Origin of the sequence: Anaerococcus martiniensis (assembly GCF_043187485.1) — a bacterium.
Classification (GTDB): domain Bacteria; phylum Bacillota; class Clostridia; order Tissierellales; family Peptoniphilaceae; genus Anaerococcus; species Anaerococcus martiniensis.
Map to the genome: position 1 here is coordinate 184,284 of NZ_CP171106.1, position 16,976 is coordinate 201,259.

Annotated in this window: 17 protein-coding genes, 1 tRNA gene and 2 other RNA genes; 4 read left to right on the plus strand and 16 right to left on the minus strand. The window is 31.6% G+C overall.

What is annotated here, in order from left to right; genetic code table 11:
* Nucleotide 1: 1 nt before the first annotated feature.
* From glgA to ACF3NF_RS00945, 3 genes are read right to left on the minus strand one after another with little or no spacing between them, the layout of a single operon-like run.
* On the minus strand, nucleotides 2-1,432 hold the full coding sequence (gene glgA, locus ACF3NF_RS00935) for a glycogen synthase GlgA (RefSeq protein ID WP_394023415.1): 1,431 nt from the start codon (nucleotides 1,430-1,432) through the stop codon (nucleotides 2-4).
* The gene (glgD, locus tag ACF3NF_RS00940; protein ID WP_394023417.1) at nucleotides 1,432-2,556 is read right to left on the minus strand and encodes a glucose-1-phosphate adenylyltransferase subunit GlgD; all 1,125 of its coding nucleotides are present in this window, start codon (nucleotides 2,554-2,556) and stop codon (nucleotides 1,432-1,434) included. Before glgD ends, glgA begins: the two co-directional genes overlap by 1 nt.
* Nucleotide 2,557: 1 nt before the next feature.
* Nucleotides 2,558-3,691 (minus strand): glucose-1-phosphate adenylyltransferase, encoded by a 1,134-nt coding sequence (locus tag ACF3NF_RS00945; protein ID WP_394023419.1) that lies wholly within the window; start codon nucleotides 3,689-3,691, stop codon nucleotides 2,558-2,560.
* A gap of 152 nt (nucleotides 3,692-3,843) precedes the next feature.
* Between ACF3NF_RS00945 and ssrA the strand changes: the two genes are divergently transcribed.
* Nucleotides 3,844-4,199, plus strand: a transfer-messenger RNA (tmRNA) gene (gene ssrA / locus ACF3NF_RS00950).
* A 114-nt stretch (nucleotides 4,200-4,313) separates the two neighbouring features.
* Here the strand turns inward: ssrA and ACF3NF_RS00955 are convergent.
* The 4 genes from ACF3NF_RS00955 to dnaX are packed head-to-tail and all read right to left on the minus strand — an operon-like array spanning nucleotide 4,314 to nucleotide 7,907.
* On the minus strand, nucleotides 4,314-5,285 hold the full coding sequence (locus tag ACF3NF_RS00955) for a hypothetical protein (RefSeq protein ID WP_394023421.1): 972 nt from the start codon (nucleotides 5,283-5,285) through the stop codon (nucleotides 4,314-4,316).
* Nucleotides 5,278-5,883 (minus strand): recombination mediator RecR, encoded by a 606-nt coding sequence (gene recR, locus ACF3NF_RS00960; protein ID WP_394023423.1) that lies wholly within the window; start codon nucleotides 5,881-5,883, stop codon nucleotides 5,278-5,280. Before recR ends, ACF3NF_RS00955 begins: the two co-directional genes overlap by 8 nt.
* Nucleotides 5,883-6,218 carry a YbaB/EbfC family nucleoid-associated protein gene (locus tag ACF3NF_RS00965; protein ID WP_262122196.1) on the minus strand — a complete coding sequence of 112 codons (336 nt, stop codon included), beginning with the start codon at nucleotides 6,216-6,218 and terminating at the stop codon, nucleotides 5,883-5,885. The genes recR and ACF3NF_RS00965 overlap by 1 nt, the downstream gene beginning before the upstream one ends.
* A gap of 9 nt (nucleotides 6,219-6,227) precedes the next feature.
* Nucleotides 6,228-7,907, minus strand: coding sequence for a DNA polymerase III subunit gamma/tau (gene dnaX, locus ACF3NF_RS00970; protein ID WP_394023425.1), 1,680 nt, complete (start codon nucleotides 7,905-7,907; stop codon nucleotides 6,228-6,230).
* Between the two features lie 85 nt (nucleotides 7,908-7,992).
* Between dnaX and ACF3NF_RS00975 the strand changes: the two genes are divergently transcribed.
* From ACF3NF_RS00975 to cbpB, 3 genes are all read left to right on the plus strand, one after another.
* Nucleotides 7,993-8,083 (plus strand) — tRNA-Ser (locus ACF3NF_RS00975).
* Nucleotides 8,083-8,349: signal recognition particle sRNA large type (gene ffs, locus ACF3NF_RS00980), an RNA gene on the plus strand. The genes ACF3NF_RS00975 and ffs overlap by 1 nt, the downstream gene beginning before the upstream one ends.
* 85 nt (nucleotides 8,350-8,434) lie before the next feature.
* Nucleotides 8,435-8,899 (plus strand): cyclic-di-AMP-binding protein CbpB, encoded by a 465-nt coding sequence (gene cbpB, locus ACF3NF_RS00985; RefSeq protein WP_394023427.1) that lies wholly within the window; start codon nucleotides 8,435-8,437, stop codon nucleotides 8,897-8,899.
* Between the two features lie 27 nt (nucleotides 8,900-8,926).
* Here cbpB and ACF3NF_RS00990 read toward each other — a convergent pair whose 3' ends face one another.
* The 9 genes from ACF3NF_RS00990 to pyrB are packed head-to-tail and all read right to left on the minus strand — an operon-like array spanning nucleotide 8,927 to nucleotide 16,950.
* The gene (locus ACF3NF_RS00990) at nucleotides 8,927-10,564 is read right to left on the minus strand and encodes a GlgB N-terminal domain-containing protein (RefSeq protein ID WP_394023429.1); all 1,638 of its coding nucleotides are present in this window, start codon (nucleotides 10,562-10,564) and stop codon (nucleotides 8,927-8,929) included.
* A gap of 33 nt (nucleotides 10,565-10,597) precedes the next feature.
* Complete coding sequence (locus ACF3NF_RS00995; protein ID WP_394023431.1) at nucleotides 10,598-11,308, minus strand: glucosaminidase domain-containing protein; 711 nt, start codon at nucleotides 11,306-11,308, stop codon at nucleotides 10,598-10,600.
* Nucleotides 11,309-11,367: 59 nt separating this feature from the next.
* Nucleotides 11,368-11,946: an orotate phosphoribosyltransferase gene (pyrE, locus tag ACF3NF_RS01000; RefSeq protein WP_394023433.1), complete on the minus strand. Its 579-nt coding sequence runs from the start codon at nucleotides 11,944-11,946 to the stop codon at nucleotides 11,368-11,370.
* An 8-nt stretch (nucleotides 11,947-11,954) separates the two neighbouring features.
* Complete coding sequence (locus ACF3NF_RS01005) at nucleotides 11,955-12,854, minus strand: dihydroorotate dehydrogenase (RefSeq protein ID WP_394023435.1); 900 nt, start codon at nucleotides 12,852-12,854, stop codon at nucleotides 11,955-11,957.
* On the minus strand, nucleotides 12,851-13,576 hold the full coding sequence (locus tag ACF3NF_RS01010; protein ID WP_394023437.1) for a dihydroorotate dehydrogenase electron transfer subunit: 726 nt from the start codon (nucleotides 13,574-13,576) through the stop codon (nucleotides 12,851-12,853). The genes ACF3NF_RS01005 and ACF3NF_RS01010 overlap by 4 nt, the downstream gene beginning before the upstream one ends.
* Nucleotides 13,563-14,426, minus strand: a complete 864-nt coding sequence (pyrF, locus tag ACF3NF_RS01015) for an orotidine-5'-phosphate decarboxylase (RefSeq protein WP_394023439.1) — start codon at nucleotides 14,424-14,426, stop codon at nucleotides 13,563-13,565. The genes ACF3NF_RS01010 and pyrF overlap by 14 nt, the downstream gene beginning before the upstream one ends.
* A complete protein-coding gene (locus ACF3NF_RS01020; protein WP_394023441.1) occupies nucleotides 14,413-15,603 on the minus strand; it encodes a dihydroorotase in 1,191 nt (396 codons plus the stop codon). Before ACF3NF_RS01020 ends, pyrF begins: the two co-directional genes overlap by 14 nt.
* Entirely contained in the window at nucleotides 15,603-16,031 is a 429-nt protein-coding gene (locus tag ACF3NF_RS01025; RefSeq protein WP_101539972.1) for an aspartate carbamoyltransferase regulatory subunit, read from the minus strand. Before ACF3NF_RS01025 ends, ACF3NF_RS01020 begins: the two co-directional genes overlap by 1 nt.
* Nucleotides 16,024-16,950, minus strand: coding sequence for an aspartate carbamoyltransferase (pyrB, locus tag ACF3NF_RS01030; protein ID WP_394023444.1), 927 nt, complete (start codon nucleotides 16,948-16,950; stop codon nucleotides 16,024-16,026). The genes ACF3NF_RS01025 and pyrB overlap by 8 nt, the downstream gene beginning before the upstream one ends.
* Nucleotides 16,951-16,976 lie beyond the last annotated feature (26 nt).

Sequence of the window (16,976 nt, forward strand, 5' to 3'; positions counted from 1 at the left end):
CCTAAGCTTTTATATCCTCATATAAGTCTAAGTATTTAGTAGCTGACATTTTCCAGTCGATGTCTTGGCTCATTGCATTTTTTATTAATCTATTATGATTTTCTTTTTGAGTATTATAGATGTTTATAGCATTTTTTATCGTAAATAAAAGCTCATGGGCATTAATATTTGAAAATGAATATCCAGTACCTTCCCCAGTATATTCGTTATAAGGAATAACAGTGTCTTTTAATCCTCCTGCTTCACGAACTATTGGTAATGTACCGTAACGCATAGCAATTAATTGGCTAATACCACATGGTTCAGATATAGATGGCATAAGATAAAAATCACTAGCTGCATATATTTTGTGGGCTTCTGCTCCACCAAAATAAATTCTACTATACATTTTTTCTGGATATTTCCATGCAAAGTAATTAAACATTTCTTCATAAGTATAATCACCTGTTCCAAGTAAAACAAATTGAATATCCTCTTGCAATAATTCATCCAAAATATATCTTATTAAATCCATACCCTTCATTTCATTTAGTCTAGAAACAAGTCCTATCATAGGAACATCTTCCCTTTTTGGTAATCCATAGGCTTCTTGAAGGGCAAGCTTATTTAAAACTTTTTTATCAATACTATCTACACCAAAGTTTTGATCTATCATTTTATCAGTTTTTGGATTCCATTCTTTATAATCAATACCATTAACAATACCAGAAAGCTTGTAGTCATATTGGCGGATAATACCATCTAGGCCTTCTCCATAAAATGGATAATGAATCTCTCTAGCATAATTTTCTGAAACTGTATTTACAGCTGTAGCATGAATTATTCCAGCTTTCATAAAGTTAATGGCATCATAAAATTTTAAATCATTTTCGTTAAAATATGAACCATCAAGCCCTGCTAATCTTAAATTCTCAGGGTCAAATACTCCTTGATACTTTAAATTGTGAATGGTAAATAAGGTTCTAATATCATCATAGTAACTATCTCCACGCCTATAATCATTTACTAAAACATTTACTATAGCTGTATGCCAGTCGTTTGTGTGGATAATATCTGGTTTAAAATTAATTTCTTTACCTAATAGTGTGCAAGCTTTAGAATAGAATATAAATCTTTCTGCATCATCATCAAATCCATATGGATGGTCACGGTCAAAATATTCCATGTTATCAATAAAATAATATTTCACACCATTAAATTCAAGACCGTATACTCCAGCATACTGGTGTTTCCAATCAAGATCGACATAAAATTCCGTAATCTTTTCCATCTTTGATTTATATGATTCATCAATTGTGCTATAAAGTGGCAATACAACTCTGACATCTGCTCCAAGATTAACAAGTTCTTTTGGAAGAGAACCTGCAACATCTGCAAGTCCCCCTGTTTTTACAAAAGGTACAGCTTCAGCTGTCAGAAATAGAACATTCATTAGTAGCTCCAATCTTCTAAAACTTCATTTTTACTTGATACGAAAGGATGAGATCTATTTCCAAATAATTTCACATTTTTTCCTACATGGGTGCCCTTCTCAGTAATTACAAAATTTAATATAGAGTCTTCGCCAATGATACTATCTTGGAAAATAATTGAGTTTTTAATTACAGCACCTTTTTTTACTTGAACTCCCCTAAATATTATCGAATTTTCTACTTCACCTTCTATAATCGCCCCATTAGCTATCAATGAATTCTTTACTTTACTTTCTTTAGTATAGGAAGTGGAAGGCTCATCTTTTGATTTTGTATAAACCAAACCGTCGTTGTAAAATAAATTATCAAAATATTCTCTGTTTAGTAGTTTAATATTGGAATCAAAAAATGAATTGGTATCCATTACGATTTCTAGTTGATTATTAACCCTATAAAAGTCTATGTCCAAATTTTCAGGATATTCAAAAATTGCATTAAGTAGATTTGAAATAGAATTTTTTTCTTCAGCATATCTTAATACTTTTATAAACAATTCACGCTTGATTAGAATAGAGCCAGCAAATAAATCAAATACATCACTTGTGCCTAGATTTAAGCCTGCATTATCTGGCTTTCCTTCTTCGTTTGAATTAATTATTTTGCGGTTTAGGAAAAAACCATCCTTATCTTCTGTTTTTTTTGTAAATATCAGAACATCGTTGCCTTGATTTTTAAGTTGCTCTTTTGCATCTCCTATATCAACTTTATTGATATACATAGGATTTGTAACAAATATATAATCGGCATTACTTTCTTCAAATACCCTTAGGGTATCGAAATATCTTTCTATTTCCGAAGCATTTTTAACATCAAAATTAGGAGGATTAATTGTTAGTCCACCTCGTCTTCTATTAAGCTCCCAGCTTCTACCATCTCCAATGTGATCTAGGGTAGAACGCATTCTGTTTCCTGCATATAAAATTACATTACTAATGTCGTAATTTGTTAAATTTGATAAAGTAAAGTCTATAATCCTATATCTACCAGCATATGGTAGCATATAATCAGGCCTAACCTTACATAATTCACCATAAGCCGCTGGATTAAATTCTGAGCTGTATACTAATGCTAAAACTCTATCCATATTATTCCTCCTCAATGCCTTCAGAACTTACTAGATATACTTTATCAGTATTTTCATCACCTATATCTTCTGTAATTTCTATATCTTCAGCTACTACACAATTATAAATTTTACATCCAGCTTTTACTTTTGAACCATTTAATAAGACTGAATTATAAACCTCTGCCCCTTCTTCAATACTTACGTTTGAAAATAAAACCGAGTTATTAACTGACCCGTCGATTACACAGGCTTCATTTACCAAGGCATCATTGAGTTTTCCATTTGGCCCAATTCTATGTGGTGGTAAATTTAAGCTAGTTGTATAAATTTTCCAATCTTCATCATATATTCCTAATTCATTATTTGGATCTATTAGGTCTAGGTTTGCTTGCCAATAGCTTCTTACTGTACCAACATCTTTCCAATATCCATCAAATTTATATACATAAAGTGGTTCACCCTCAGCAAGCATTTTAGGGATTATGTCCTTACCAAAGTCATTGGAAGAATCTGGATTTTCGTTATCTTCTATAAGAGTTTTTCTTAAAACTCTCCAGTTAAATACGTAAATTCCCATTGATGCAAGATTTGATTTTGGATTATCTGGTTTTTCTTCAAATTCAGTTATTCTACCATCTTCATCAGTATTCATAATTCCAAATCTACTTGCTTCATCCCAATCCACTTCCATAACTGCAATTGTAGCATCAGCACCCTTTGCCTTATGTATATCAAGTAGTTCTCTATAGTCCATTTTGTAAATATGATCACCAGATAATATTAAGACGTATTCTGGATTTAATAAGTCAAGGTAATTTATATTTTCATAAATGGCACTAGCAGTACCTTCAAACCATTTTCCACCTTCTTCTGTATAGTAAGGAGAAAGTATTCTAAGACCTCCATTATTTCTATCATAATCCCAAGCCGCACCTATACCCAAGTGGCGATTTAGAAGTTGTGGTTTATATTGAGTTAAAACACCAATATCTTTAATTTCTGAATTAGTTGAATTGCTTAAGGCAAAATCTATGATTCTGTATTTCCCGCCAAATGGAACAACTGGTTTTGCCATATCTTTTGTCAATGCTTTTAGTCTAGATCCTTGTCCACCAGCTAAAAGCATTGCTGCTGTTTTGTTCGAATTTCTCATATGCCCTCCTTCACAAAAGACTTGATTGTTATAATATATTAATACCCTAAATAAAATATAAAATGTTATAAAAACCTTTTCTTAAATTATATTTTACAAAATCCTAGCTACTTTGACAATATGATAATGGACAAGTATAGTATAAGTTACCTGGGGATGCCATGGTTTCGACGTGGTCGAGGAATTATTAATAGCAAGTCGAGTGTGGAACGTAAATCCACAGTTTAAATATAAACGCAAACAACAATAGCGAAGCTAACTTCGCACTAGCTGCCTAAGAATCTGGTAGCAATGAATTGTAGGTTTGCCACGAACTTACAATTTGTTTCATAATTTTAGTGGCAACTAATATACCAAAGCTTTGAGGTATATTCAGTAAGATGAAGCTAGCATAAAAATTATTTGTAAGTTTACTGATTTTTATGCGAATTTTCTAAACTTACTAAGCTTGTAGAGGTTAATAAGGAGACTTCCACGGACATGGGTTCGACTCCCATCATCTCCACCAATAAATAGCTTTAAATATTGAAATATCAATTTTTAAGGTTTATACGGTTACCAATACGACATATATAAAATTTGGTATAACAAAAAAGAGCCCTTTGGGCTCTTAATTTTTTTCTTACTTTTGATAATACAAATCTTCGGATGGTATATTTTCTCCAACTAATGATTGATCAATTTCTTTTAATTTTTCAAGGAACATTTTATAAGTATCTTCCATCTTGTCTCCATCTATAAATACTGGATGGGATTTTTTTAATGCCATTTGTGCTTTTTCTTCTGAGATGTCATATTCTTTTAAAATCTCTTCAGATATTTCTATATCAAAATCAGTTTCTTCTAGTTTTTGTGTAGCTTCTTTATAGTCTTCTAAAAACTTATCAAACTCATCATTGTTGTTTTTTAGATAATCTTTATTTGCTATAATTATTTCGCTAACAAATTCCCCTTTTGAAATTGGAAGTATACTTGCGAGATCTGAATCATAGTATCTTTTATCTGTAACTTTAGAAAAATAAGGATCTGTTAATAATGTCATGAAGTTTGAACTTTTTGACATTTTTTCAACTATATCATCCATATTTTTATAATATTCTAGTTTTAATCTTAAAACGAAATTTAGTGGTCCTATTTTATTGTCTATAGCTTTTGATAGGTTACCAGCTGGATCTGGTATTAATAGAGTTTTGCCTATTAAATCATTTTGATTTGTAATATTTTTATCTGCTACTATATGGATATTATCAAGAAGTGTAATAGCTGCAATTTCTATATTTTGATTTGTTTTCTCATAAAAATATGGTCCAAGATAGCCTGGAACTACAGCAATGTCAAAGTCTCCTTGCTCAATCTGTGCATAGTTTGGGTTTGAAGCAATGATATAGGATATATCAGAAGAGTTTTTGATATTTTCTAATACATTTTTTGATGCAAAGCTTGTAGCTTTGATGTTTAGTTCTTTTTTTACTGTTTTTTCTTGCTCTACTTCAACTACTTGTGTATCATATTCAATTGCTTCTTCCTTTTTGCCACAACTTGTTGCAAGGGCAAAAATGGATAATGCCAACATAAATTTACTAAATTTAGTCACGGATTTCCCTCCTATCCTCTATTGCTCGCTCTAGGGTAAGCTGATCAAAGTATTCTAGATTTGATCCGACAGGAATTCCTTGGGCTATTTTTGATACTCTCACGTCTTTTTCATTTAAAATACTGGTTAAAAATAGTGTGGTAGTTTCTCCTTCTATAGTTGAAGAAATTGCTAGGATTATTTCATTTATACCTTCATCATCTATTCTTTTTAGGAGTTTATCGATGTTGAGCTCATCTGGTCCTATGCCGTCTGATGGAGCTATTAATCCACCAAGTACATGATATTTACCATGAAAGGCCCCAGATTTTTCTATAGCTATTAGGTCCTTTACATCCTCAACTACACATATAAAATCTTCATCACGGGTAATATCTTTGCAGACATCACAAATCTCTTGCTCTGTAAGATTTCCACAAATCTCACATTTATGAATCTTTTCTTTTACTTCTATCAAGGCCTTAGAAAAATCATTTATATCAACTTCATCACGTTCTACAATATTCATTGCAAGTCTTTCGGCAGATTTTCGGCCAATAGTAGGAAGTTTTTGAAATTCTCCTATTAGGTTATTTAAAGATTCTGGAAAAATTGCCATTACATAAATCCAGGGATGTTTAGTCCACCTGTAAGTTTGCCCATTTTTTCTCCACTATATTCATCAGCTTTTTTAAGTGCATCATTTACTGCTGCAATTATTAAATCTTCTAGCATTTCGCTATCTTCTGGGTCGATTACATCTTCATCAATTTTTAGTCCAACTAGCTCTTTTTTTCCATTTACAGTTGCAGTAACAACTCCACCACCTGAAGTTGAATCAAATTCTTTTTCTTCGATATCTTGCTGAGCTTTTTCCATCTCTGCTTGCATCTTTTTAACTTGTTTCATCATATTGTTCATATTTCCCCCACCTGGGAATCCGCCTCTTGCCATAATTTTCTCCTATTCTATAATTAATTCATTACCAAAGATTTCCATCAGTTTTTCTGAGTAATCTTCAGTTTTTTTTTCCTCTTCTTGAATTTCAGTTTTACTTATATTATTATTCATATTATCAAATGAATCAATAGTAAAACTATAATCAGCTGCTAGTATTTCTTTTAAATTAGCTTCTATTTCATTTATTTTAGTTTCTATAAAGATTTTATAAAAATCATCTTTGATATAGAAAATAAAGTTATTCTGATTTATGTTATAGTTAAATCCTTCATCAGCAAATAGTCCATTCATTACACCACCTGCTGTTTTTGTGAGCATAGTTTTGATTTTTTCTTCATCTACTGATGATAATTCATTTTGATGATCTTCCTTATCAAAAATTTCTTCTTTTTCGTATTCTACTTCTGAATTAATATTTTCAATCTTTTGATTTATTTCTGGCTCGATTATATTTTCAATTTCTTTGATTTTTTGTTTTGGTCTAGCTATGGAATTTATATTTAAATTGGCGAGTTTATTATCAACTATCTTTGTAACCAAATCTACTATATCATCACCAGTGTTTTTTTCTAAATAAGAAATTCTAGATTCTATGTTATTTATATTTTTTAAATTTAGAAGTCTTAAGATACAAACTTCTGTAAGGACGTCGGTATTTTCTGTAAGTTTTAACTTATTAGAATATTCTATTAAAACATCTAAATAATCTCCTAGCTCGCCATCTGTTATCTCTTCAACTCTCTTTGTAAGAAAGTCTAAGTACTCACCATTATCAAAGTAAGTATCATCAGCTGTCAATTTTAAAATTAAAATATCATTAAAATAAGAAATCAGACTATCGATTATATCTTTATTGCTCTTATTATTTTCTCTAAGTTTAAATACAATATTCATGCTAGCCTTGGCATCTTTATTAATAATTGATCCTGCTAGGCCATCTACATCATAAAAATCAACTACACCCAGCAAACTCTCAACTTTTGATAAGTCGTAGGAATCTTCGCCATATGAAACAACCTGGTCAAGGATGCTTAGGGCATCACGCATAGCTCCATTTGCTTTTTTGATAATCAAATCGATAGCTTCATTATCAATAGATATTTCTCTATCTGTTAGGATTTGATTGATTTGACTTTTGATATTTGAATCATCTATTTTATTAAATTCAAATTTTTGGACACGAGATAGGATTGTACGTGGCACTTTTTCTATCTCAGTTGTTGCCAATATAAAAACTAGATGGCTTGGTGGCTCTTCCATGATTTTAAGTAAGGCATTAAATGCTTCGCGAGTAATCATGTGGGCCTCATCTATAATATAAACTTTATACTTTAGTTTATTTGGTGGATAAATGACATTATCTTTTAAGCTTCTGATGTCATCTATCCTACGATTGCTGGCAGCATCCATTTCCACAACATCAATTGTAGATTCTTCCTCAATTGCCTTGCAATTTTCACATTCTAAACAAGGTGAACCATCTTTAGGATTTAAACAATTTATTGCCTTTGCAAATATCTTTGCACAAGAGGTTTTCCCCGTACCTCGATCACCAGAAAATATGTATGCGTGGCTAATTTTGCCAGTTTTTACTTGGTTTTTAAGGACATTTGTGACCCTGTCTTGGCCTAAAACTTGGTCAAAAGTTTTGGGCCTATATTCTCTATATAATGCTCTTGCCATAATATTCCTTTCTAGTTTATTATACCATATCAAATATTTTTGCATTTATAAAAATTCATAGTATAGTCTAATAATGTAATCACATGGAGAGCTGTCCGAGTGGTTGAAGGAGCACGATTGGAAATCGTGTATACATATTTCATGTATCATGGGTTCAAATCCCATGCTCTCCGCCATGCACTAGACGGGGAACTAGCGATGCCTTGTAACCTGCAATCGCTATAGCAGGGTCGAATTCCCAGCCGAGGGATATTTTCTTACTACAAGCCTATATAAACTAGTGTTGACTGCTGGGTCTTGCGCAACAGGAAACTATGAACCATGTCAGGACGGGAACGTAGCAGCATTAAGTAGATCTTTCTGTGTGCCGCAAGGTCACCTATCACGAGCTAGATTTATATAGATACTCTAGTGAGTTTTTATTTCGAAACTGGGTGTGCTTACATAACCTCGAGGTTTATCCTCGGGGTATTTTTTTACTTTATTTTTATCTAAAACTAGTTTATAATCTTAATAAGGAGCTAAATATGATTGGTAAAAATATAGAAAAAATGTTTAAAGAACCTACCGAAAATATAATGATTCCTGCAAGTGATGTAGCAATTGTTCGCGAAGATGATTCGCTAGTCCATGCCATCCTTGTTTTATCTTCATCTGGATACCAAACTATACCTGTTCTTGATAAAGAAAATAGAGTAAGAGGACTAATTTCTATTTCAAATATAGTTACTAGCACTGAAGACTTATCTATTTTTGATGAAGATAGACTTGCTCAGATCAAAGTAAAAAAGGTAATGAATCAAGTTGTGCCAATTTTATTTGATAACTACAATCTGGAAGATGTTTTAAGGTTGCTTGTTAACCATAACTTTATATGTGTTACCCACAAAAACGGATATTTTGTTGGTATCATTCCTAGAAAAATTATATTAGAAAGATTTACAAATATAGCACATAACTTGGAAAATCAATATACATTAACAAAAAAATAAAAAATAGGATGAGAAATAATTCTCATCCTATTTTATTTTAAAAATTGCCGAAGCAAATGGCATTATATTTATAAAATCACCTTTATTTGTTGTCCCATTTATATTGCCATTTCCTCCATAATCAAGATTTTCTGAATTAATGGTTTCTTCTAAATCAAATGGACTTTTAATTTTGTATTCTATATCAGTAAGATTTATAATGACTAAGTATTTCTTGTTCTCAAATTCCCTAATAAAGGAGAAAATACTATATCCGCCAATATCTAATAATTTTGTTTTTGATTGGCTGAAATAAAATTCACTTTTGTAAAGATTTACCAAATCATTATAGAACTTATTACAGGCCTGATTCTGCTTATTATCCGAATTTATATTCTTAGGCTTAAATACTGAAAAAGTTTCAAAATCTGCAAGCTCATCCCCCATAAAAAGAATTTTAGAAGAATTTAAGCTATATAAAAGTGTAAAAAGACTTTTTAATTGACTGATTTTATCTTCTCCATACATTTTCATAGCAAGGCTAGCCTCATCAAGATAGGAATCTACATATGAAAAACCCAGTATTTTATTACTATTATCAACCATTATTAATTTTTGCACTATATTTTTATAATTATCTCTATCAAACGGTGCTTTCTGCATTATTCTTAATATTTCTCTAAAACTTAAGTCATAGATATAATCAAAATTTAAATCTATATCATAAACCCCATTAAAACTAGCTAGAACATAAGCATAATTTTTATGAATCAAGTCTATAATATCTTTTAGTAATAAAATCCAATTCTCATTAAGTCCCCTATTTTTATCTCCATGCCAATAAATTGCATTTTCAATATTAGCTAGCATAATTCCATCAAGATTAAATTCATTTAACCAATAATTTATTACAGATAAAAGATAAGATTTACTTATATTTTTGCTTGGGTCAAAATTTACTCCACCATAATAATTGTACTTTATATCATCATAATCATATCCGAAAATATTTGACCCATCAAAGTTGTATAAACTAAATTTATTATTGTCAAACTCATAAATATCTAGTTCTACTATTACACCAATATTATTTTTATGAGCTAAATCTATAAATTCTTTAAATATAATAGATTGTCCGTATCTTTGAGAAAAAGCAAAAAGATTCAAGTTTTTATATCCATAAGACTTATAGTTTTCGTATTCTGCTAAGGGTAAGAAAGAAATCCAGTCAAAGTTATTTGATTTACAATGATTGATTAATTTATCAAAAGAAAATTCCTCATCCTTTAAAAGTGATCCCAGGTGAACTTGGTAGATATTTTGAATTTTTGCTTTAACTTTTTTATTTTTAAATATATATTCGCAATCGCCAACAAGTGCACAATTTTCATCAAGTGAAATCCTTCTTGCAAATGGATCTATCTTTTTGATTTCTGTGCCATATTGATTATAAATTTTATACTGATACCTATCATTTTCTTTTGCATTTTTAATAGTTGTCGAAAAAACTCCGCTACTATATCTTCTTAAATTTTGTCCCTGCCAATCATTAAAGTCTCCAATAATTTCAACCTTAATTGCATTTGGCGCATAGACTCTAAAGATATATCCTTGATTTTTCTTATGGTTGCCAAAAAATGTATAGGCATTAGTTGATCTTCCTTTTAAAAATGATTTTGTATCCATAATTCCTCACTATTATTTTTAAAAAAAGACAGGTTACATTCCTGTCTCATCTTTAAAATTTTCAATCATTGCGTTTGCAACTTCTATCATCATCCAATTTACTTTTTTTGACCAATCAGGGTCTGTTGCATAATTTATACCAATGGCATCTGTCGAAATACCATTATAATATGGCCCATCACTTGATAAATAATTTTCCTTTAAGTGTTTTGCTACTGTATTTATGGAATCTGCAGGAGTATTAAAATCTGTGGCCATATTGTAAGGATCATGGTCAACTGCATTAAATCCAAATAAATTATTCTTATTTATAAATAATTCACTTGTTCCATTGCCAGTTTCATGTTTTGCCATTGCCATTAGCAATATTGGATTTACTCCATAAGTATCTCCCGCGTTTTTAAAATCTTTACCAAGTCCAGCTAAACCAGTACCATCTAAGGCAGTTTCATACTCTTCTTCGGTAAATTCTGGTACATTTAGAGCATAAAACATATTTTTAGAGTCAATTTTACTTGAACCTTTGTCGTAGAAAATATTTAAATCATCTTCTAATTTAGAAAATTTTTCTGCCCTAGTTTTTTTGAGCAGACTTGATTCGTAATCTATTTTATTTATCCCGTCCAATAAATTTGATTTTGTTTGATCTTTTGACGCTAATACAGTTTTTGCACTTAATATAATTAGGCAAAATGTTATGGAAATAAGTCTTAAAATTGATGACGTAATTTTTTTATTTTTCATATATAAATTAAATCCTTGCTTTTTTATAAATTATATTAGCTAGGAAATAATTACGCAAATTATTGTATGATTTTTCTTGACCCAGGTTTTACAGCTTCTGTATTTTTTAAGTGGTATGGTAAGTCATCTGCGTCATAAGTATTTACGTCTATTTTACTTGCAGAAATTATTGGCAATCCATTTATTTCATCTTTATTTGATCTATTTACTATAGAAGCAAGAGCAACAACTTCAGCCCCGTATAATCTAATTACATCTACAGTTTCAAAAGAAGATTTGCCTGTGGTAATTACATCTTCTACTACTATTACCCTTGCCCCTTCTGTGATTTCAAATCCACGGCGCAAGGTCATTTCATTATCTACTCTTTCTGTAAAAATTGCATTTGTTCCAAGAGCTTTTGCTACTTCATAAGAGATAATAACTCCACCCATGGCAGGTCCTACACATAAATCTACACCAATATTCGCCTCTTTTAATTTTTCTGCAATTATTTCAGATACTTCCTTACAGTATTCTGGGTGTTGGATTAATTTTGCACATTGGATGTATCTATCAGAGTGTTTTCCGCTTGAAAGTAAGAAGTGACCTTCTAAAAGAGCATCTGATTTTTTTAATAATTCTATAGTCTTATCCATATTCTCTCCTAAATAATTCCTGTGATTTCTTTTATATCTTCTATATTATTTTCCACTAAGTAATTTTCTATACCTAGAGCCACATCTAGCATGGTATTGTAGTCTACAAAATTTGCAGTCCCTACTTGGATAGCAGATGCTCCTGCCATTATAAATTCTAGGGCATCTTTGTAATCCATTATTCCACCCATGCCAATAACTGGAATATCTACTGCATGAGCTGCTTCATAAACCATTCTTAGGGCAATTGGTTTTATAGCTGGACCTGATAGACCTGCAGTTTTATTTACAAAAACTGGGGCTTTTGCATTTATATCTATTGCCATAGCGTTAAAGGTATTTACCAAAGAAATCGCATCTGCTCCATTATCTTCAGCAAGCTTTGCAAAATCGGGAATAGATCCTACATTTGGAGAAAGTTTTACTATAAGTGGTTTTTTAGTTTCTTTTTTTACTTTTGATATAACTTCGCTAGCTTTTGATGGGTCAGTACCAAAGGCCATACCACCCTCTTTGACATTTGGGCAAGAAATATTTAGTTCTATCATAGGCACATCAGTTTTTTCTAGGATGCTTGCGCCTTTTACATAGTCTTCTATTGAATGGCCGCCTAGGTTTGCAATTGTAACTGTATCCTTGCTAAGTAAAAATGGAAGTTCTTCATTTACAAAATATTCTATGCCTGGGTTTTGAAGTCCAATTGAGTTCATAATACCTGATGGGGTTTCGTAGATTCTTATCCCGCTATTTCCTAAATTTTTATTTAGGGTAAGGCCTTTTGAACAGATGCCTCCTAATTTATCAAGATCAACGTAGTCTGCAAATTCTTTTCCAAAACCAAAAGTTCCACTTGCAGCTATAACTGGATTTTTAAAGTGTATACCACAAATATCTACTCCAATATTCATTCAAAAACCTCTCTTGCATCAAAAACTGGACCGTCCTTGCAAACTCTTAAAAAATCTCCATCAACACTTGGCACTGTACAACCAAGGCATGCTCCAATCCCACAAGCCATATGCGCTTCCATAGAAACCTCAAGATAGGCCTTAGAGTTTTTTTCATGAATTGCCTTTAACAAACCATTTGGTCCACAAGCATAAATAATGTCGTAATCATCTGGGTTTAAGTCTTCTGTGATAAACTTTTTATCATTTTTAAATGAGGTAGTAGTTACTGATTTTACATAGGGTCTAAAGTCATCTACAAAGTAAGGGTCAAATGTAAAACCTGCATAAAAATCTGGTTTTTGAGGTAAATTTTTTACTAAATCTAAAAGTGGTGCTATACCTATTCCCCCAGCAACTACTGCAACTTTTTTACCATTTGCAATTTCAGTATTAAAACCCTTACCAAGAGGACCTAAAAGTTTTACCTTATGGCCTGGAGTTAAACCTGCCATAATTTCTGTACCTGCTCCTACAACTTGGTATAAAAATGTGAGCTCCTCATCATCTTGGTCGCAAACTCCAAAAGGACGAGATAAAAGTGGCTCGTTTCTAAAACTTTCTGTTCTAAACATAAAAAATTGGCCAGATTTTGCCTTTAAGCCTATATCGACTTTCATTTTCCAAATGCTAGGAGCTATTTCAATATTTTCTGTAATCACACCATTTTTATAGGTCTTCATTTTTTAAAATGTCCTCTCTGGTTTTTAAAACAGCTTCTCTAGCGTATTTACCAATATTATCTGCCCCATCTTCGTAGTTCATATAAGCTTTTAATACGCCACGAGAGTTATTAACCACTCCACCGTTATTGTCATTTAAAAGTTTATGAACATTTAAGCTATCTGCTCCTTGGGCACCGAATCCTGGGATTAAAAAGAAATTATTTTTATATCTTTTTCTTATTTCTTCAACTTCTTTGGTGTGAGTTGCTCCTACTACAAAGCCTACTGGACCATAACCGGATTCTCCTACATATTTTTCATTTAGCTCTTGTAATTTATCTCCAACTTTAAAGAATAGTTCTTCTCCATCTGTTTTTAAAACTTCAAAGTCATTTGCTCCAGGATTTGATGTTCTTAGTAAGACAAAAACTCCTTTTTTACCACTTGCTAAATATTCTTCGTAAGGCTCAATTGAGTCCATTCCCATATATGGATTTAGGGTTATAAATTCTGTTTCAAAATCTCCCTCAAAGTGGGCTTTGGCATATTGGCTTGCAGAGGCTGCTATATCTGATCTTTTGATATCTCCTATTGATAATAAATCTTTTTCTTTTAGATATTCTAGAGTATCCCTATAAGCAAGCATTCCTTCAATACCATATGACTCATAATAGGCTATTTGGAGTTTATAGATAGCTGTTATATCGTAAGTAGCATCTATAATTTCTTTATTGAAATCAAAGATAGCCTCGTGAATGCTTTTACTTTCCTTATTTTTTTCTGGTATGTAATCGAGGGAAGTGTCAAGGCCTACACAGACAAAGCCCTTTTCTTCCACTTCTTTACATAATCTATCAATTATCTGCATATTTTAGGACACCTTTCTTATAAACTTTTTTAACCTTGCCAAAAAGTTCTTGATCTATTAATAAAGAATTTTTTGATTTTGATTTTATATCTTCTTCTTTATAAATATAAGATTCATCTAGGTCTATTAAGGTAAAGTCTGCTTCATATCCTACTTCAAGTTTTCCTTTATTTAGCCCCAATAATTTTGAAGGATTTGTTGCCATTATTTTTATCAAATCGTTTAAAGAAATTTCACTCGATTTTACTAAAACTTCATAGCAAGTTGAAAAAGCAGTTTCTATACCAATAAAACCTGGTGCACCTTTTCCCTTATCTTCCTTACTATGAGGAGCATGGTCTGTGGATATTGCATCTACTGTGCCATTTTTAATCATCTCTATTAAAGTTTTTCTATCCTCTTCTTTTCTTATAGGTGGATTTACTTTTACTTCTTCGCGTCCCTTATCAGCTAATAATAAGTGGTGAGGAGTAACTTCGCAAGTAATTGGTGCACCTAAATCTTTAAAGTATTTTATAGCTGTGATAGCACCCTTGGTTGAAACGTGAGAAAAATGTACAGGGCAATTTAATTTATAAGCATAGTAACAATCACGAAGGGTCATAGCATCTTCTGCAATTTCATAATCCACATCAGAAACTTCATCAACTTCTTCATGTAGGGTCATAACAACGCCTAGTTCTTTTGCTTTTTCCATAGCCTTATACATAACCATATCATCATTTACTCCATGCCCATCATCTGAAATATATTTTACAGATTCTGGCATAGAATCTAGATGGTCTAGTGTTTTACCATCAAAGTTTTCAGTGATGGTATATACTTGTTCAATATCTATTAGGTCTAAGTCTTTACCACGTTTTATGATGTCATTATAAATATCTGGACTAGATACAGTTGGATTTGTATTGCCCATAAGTAATACGGAAGAATATCCACCTGCAAGGGCTGAGTGAGATCCTGTTTCTAAGTCTTCTTTGTAAGTAAATCCTGGATCTCTAAAATGCACGTGCATATCTACAAAGGATGGGACTAGTGTTAAGTTTTCACAATCAATTACTTGATCAGCTTCATTTTCTTTAAATGCCTCAACAATTATTCCATCTTCAACATAGATTGGTTTTTTTGAAATCTTTACATCATCAAAAGCATAGCAATTTTTAAATATCTGTTTCATTATTCTTCCACATCATAAATGTGATCGCAGTAAGCACATTTATACTTTTTCTCTTCAGGATCTATTAATATAAACTTAGAAACAACAGATCTTTCTGAAGTAGAGATACATTTTGGATTTTGGCAGGTAAGGACATTTTCTACTACTTCGGGCAATTCTAGGTCCTTTTTTTCTACAACTTTTTCATTTTCTATGATATTTACAGTAGCTTTTGGATCTATTATTGAAACTATATCTAGGTTTAAATCTTGGTGATTTTCTACTTTTATAATATCTTTTCTGCCCATATTTGTAGATTCGGCATTTAGAATCAATGCTACTTGCTCATCTAGTTCAGCAAGTCCTAATAATTCAAATATTTTTATTCCATTTCCAGCTTTTACGTGGTCAATTACTATTCCATTTTTTAAACTTGTAATCTCAAGCATTGTTTGCCTCCAATAATTTCATGATAAGAGCCATTCTTACATACATACCATATTTTACTTGGTTAAAGTAAACAGCTCTAGGATCTTTATCTACATCTGTTGATATTTCGTTTACCCTTGGTAGTGGGTGCATGATAATCATATCTTCTCTAGCTTTTTTCAATTTTGACTTATCTAAAATGTAGGAGTCTTTTAATCTGGTATATTGGCTCATTGAGAAAAATCTTTCTTTTTGAATACGAGTCATATACAAAATATCTACCTTGTCCATAGCTTCATCTAGGTTGGTTGTTTCGATATAGTTTTGCTTATCTTTAAATACATCTTCCTTTACATATTGAGGTAATTTTAATTCTTCTGGGGAGATTAGAATAAAGTTATTATTATCAAATAAATTCATAACCTTTAAAAGCGAATGCACAGTTCTTCCGTATTTTAAATCTCCTACAAGACCAATAGTGTGATTTTCTAAAGAATCTTTGTATTGGCTAATGGTTAATACATCTGTTAGAGTTTGTGTAGGATGTTGGTGTCCCCCATCACCAGCATTTATTATAGGACAATCTGCAGTTAATGATGCTAAGTATGCCGCACCTTCTTGCGGATGGCGCATGGCAATGATATCTGCATATTGGCTAACTGTTCTGACTGTATCTTGCAAACTCTCACCTTTTGTAGATGATGATACATTTGCATCGGAAAATCCAACCACAGATCCACCAAGCCTAATCATAGCTGATTCAAATGAAAGTCTAGTCCTAGTTGAAGGTTCAAAAAAAAGAGTCCCTAAAATTTTCCCCTCACACATATGAGAAAAATCTAGTGGACTCTTAATAATTTCATTTGCTAAATCAACTATCTCGTATATATCGTCTCTAAAAAGTTCTTCTGATGTCAATAAATTTTTAATACTAATCATTTATACTCTCCTTTAATCCTTAAAGA

Excerpts from the sequence above, each read along its gene's own strand:
- glgA (WP_394023415.1), bottom strand. The coding sequence starts at position 1,432 with ATGAATGTTCTATTTCTGACAGCTGAAGCTGTACCTTTTGTAAAAACA.
- glgD (WP_394023417.1), bottom strand. The coding sequence starts at position 2,556 with ATGGATAGAGTTTTAGCATTAGTATACAGCTCAGAATTTAATCCAGCG.
- ACF3NF_RS00945 (WP_394023419.1), bottom strand. The coding sequence starts at position 3,691 with ATGAGAAATTCGAACAAAACAGCAGCAATGCTTTTAGCTGGTGGACAA.
- recR (WP_394023423.1), bottom strand. The coding sequence starts at position 5,883 with ATGGCAATTTTTCCAGAATCTTTAAATAACCTAATAGGAGAATTTCAA.
- ACF3NF_RS00965 (WP_262122196.1), bottom strand. The coding sequence starts at position 6,218 with ATGGCAAGAGGCGGATTCCCAGGTGGGGGAAATATGAACAATATGATG.
- dnaX (WP_394023425.1), bottom strand. The coding sequence starts at position 7,907 with ATGGCAAGAGCATTATATAGAGAATATAGGCCCAAAACTTTTGACCAA.
- cbpB (WP_394023427.1), top strand. The coding sequence starts at position 8,435 with ATGATTGGTAAAAATATAGAAAAAATGTTTAAAGAACCTACCGAAAAT.
- ACF3NF_RS00990 (WP_394023429.1), bottom strand. The coding sequence starts at position 10,564 with ATGGATACAAAATCATTTTTAAAAGGAAGATCAACTAATGCCTATACA.
- ACF3NF_RS00995 (WP_394023431.1), bottom strand. The coding sequence starts at position 11,308 with ATGAAAAATAAAAAAATTACGTCATCAATTTTAAGACTTATTTCCATA.
- pyrE (WP_394023433.1), bottom strand. The coding sequence starts at position 11,946 with ATGGATAAGACTATAGAATTATTAAAAAAATCAGATGCTCTTTTAGAA.
- ACF3NF_RS01005 (WP_394023435.1), bottom strand. The coding sequence starts at position 12,854 with ATGAATATTGGAGTAGATATTTGTGGTATACACTTTAAAAATCCAGTT.
- ACF3NF_RS01010 (WP_394023437.1), bottom strand. The coding sequence starts at position 13,576 with ATGAAGACCTATAAAAATGGTGTGATTACAGAAAATATTGAAATAGCT.
- pyrF (WP_394023439.1), bottom strand. The coding sequence starts at position 14,426 with ATGCAGATAATTGATAGATTATGTAAAGAAGTGGAAGAAAAGGGCTTT.
- ACF3NF_RS01020 (WP_394023441.1), bottom strand. The coding sequence starts at position 15,603 with ATGAAACAGATATTTAAAAATTGCTATGCTTTTGATGATGTAAAGATT.
- ACF3NF_RS01025 (WP_101539972.1), bottom strand. The coding sequence starts at position 16,031 with ATGCTTGAGATTACAAGTTTAAAAAATGGAATAGTAATTGACCACGTA.
- pyrB (WP_394023444.1), bottom strand. The coding sequence starts at position 16,950 with ATGATTAGTATTAAAAATTTATTGACATCAGAAGAACTTTTTAGAGAC.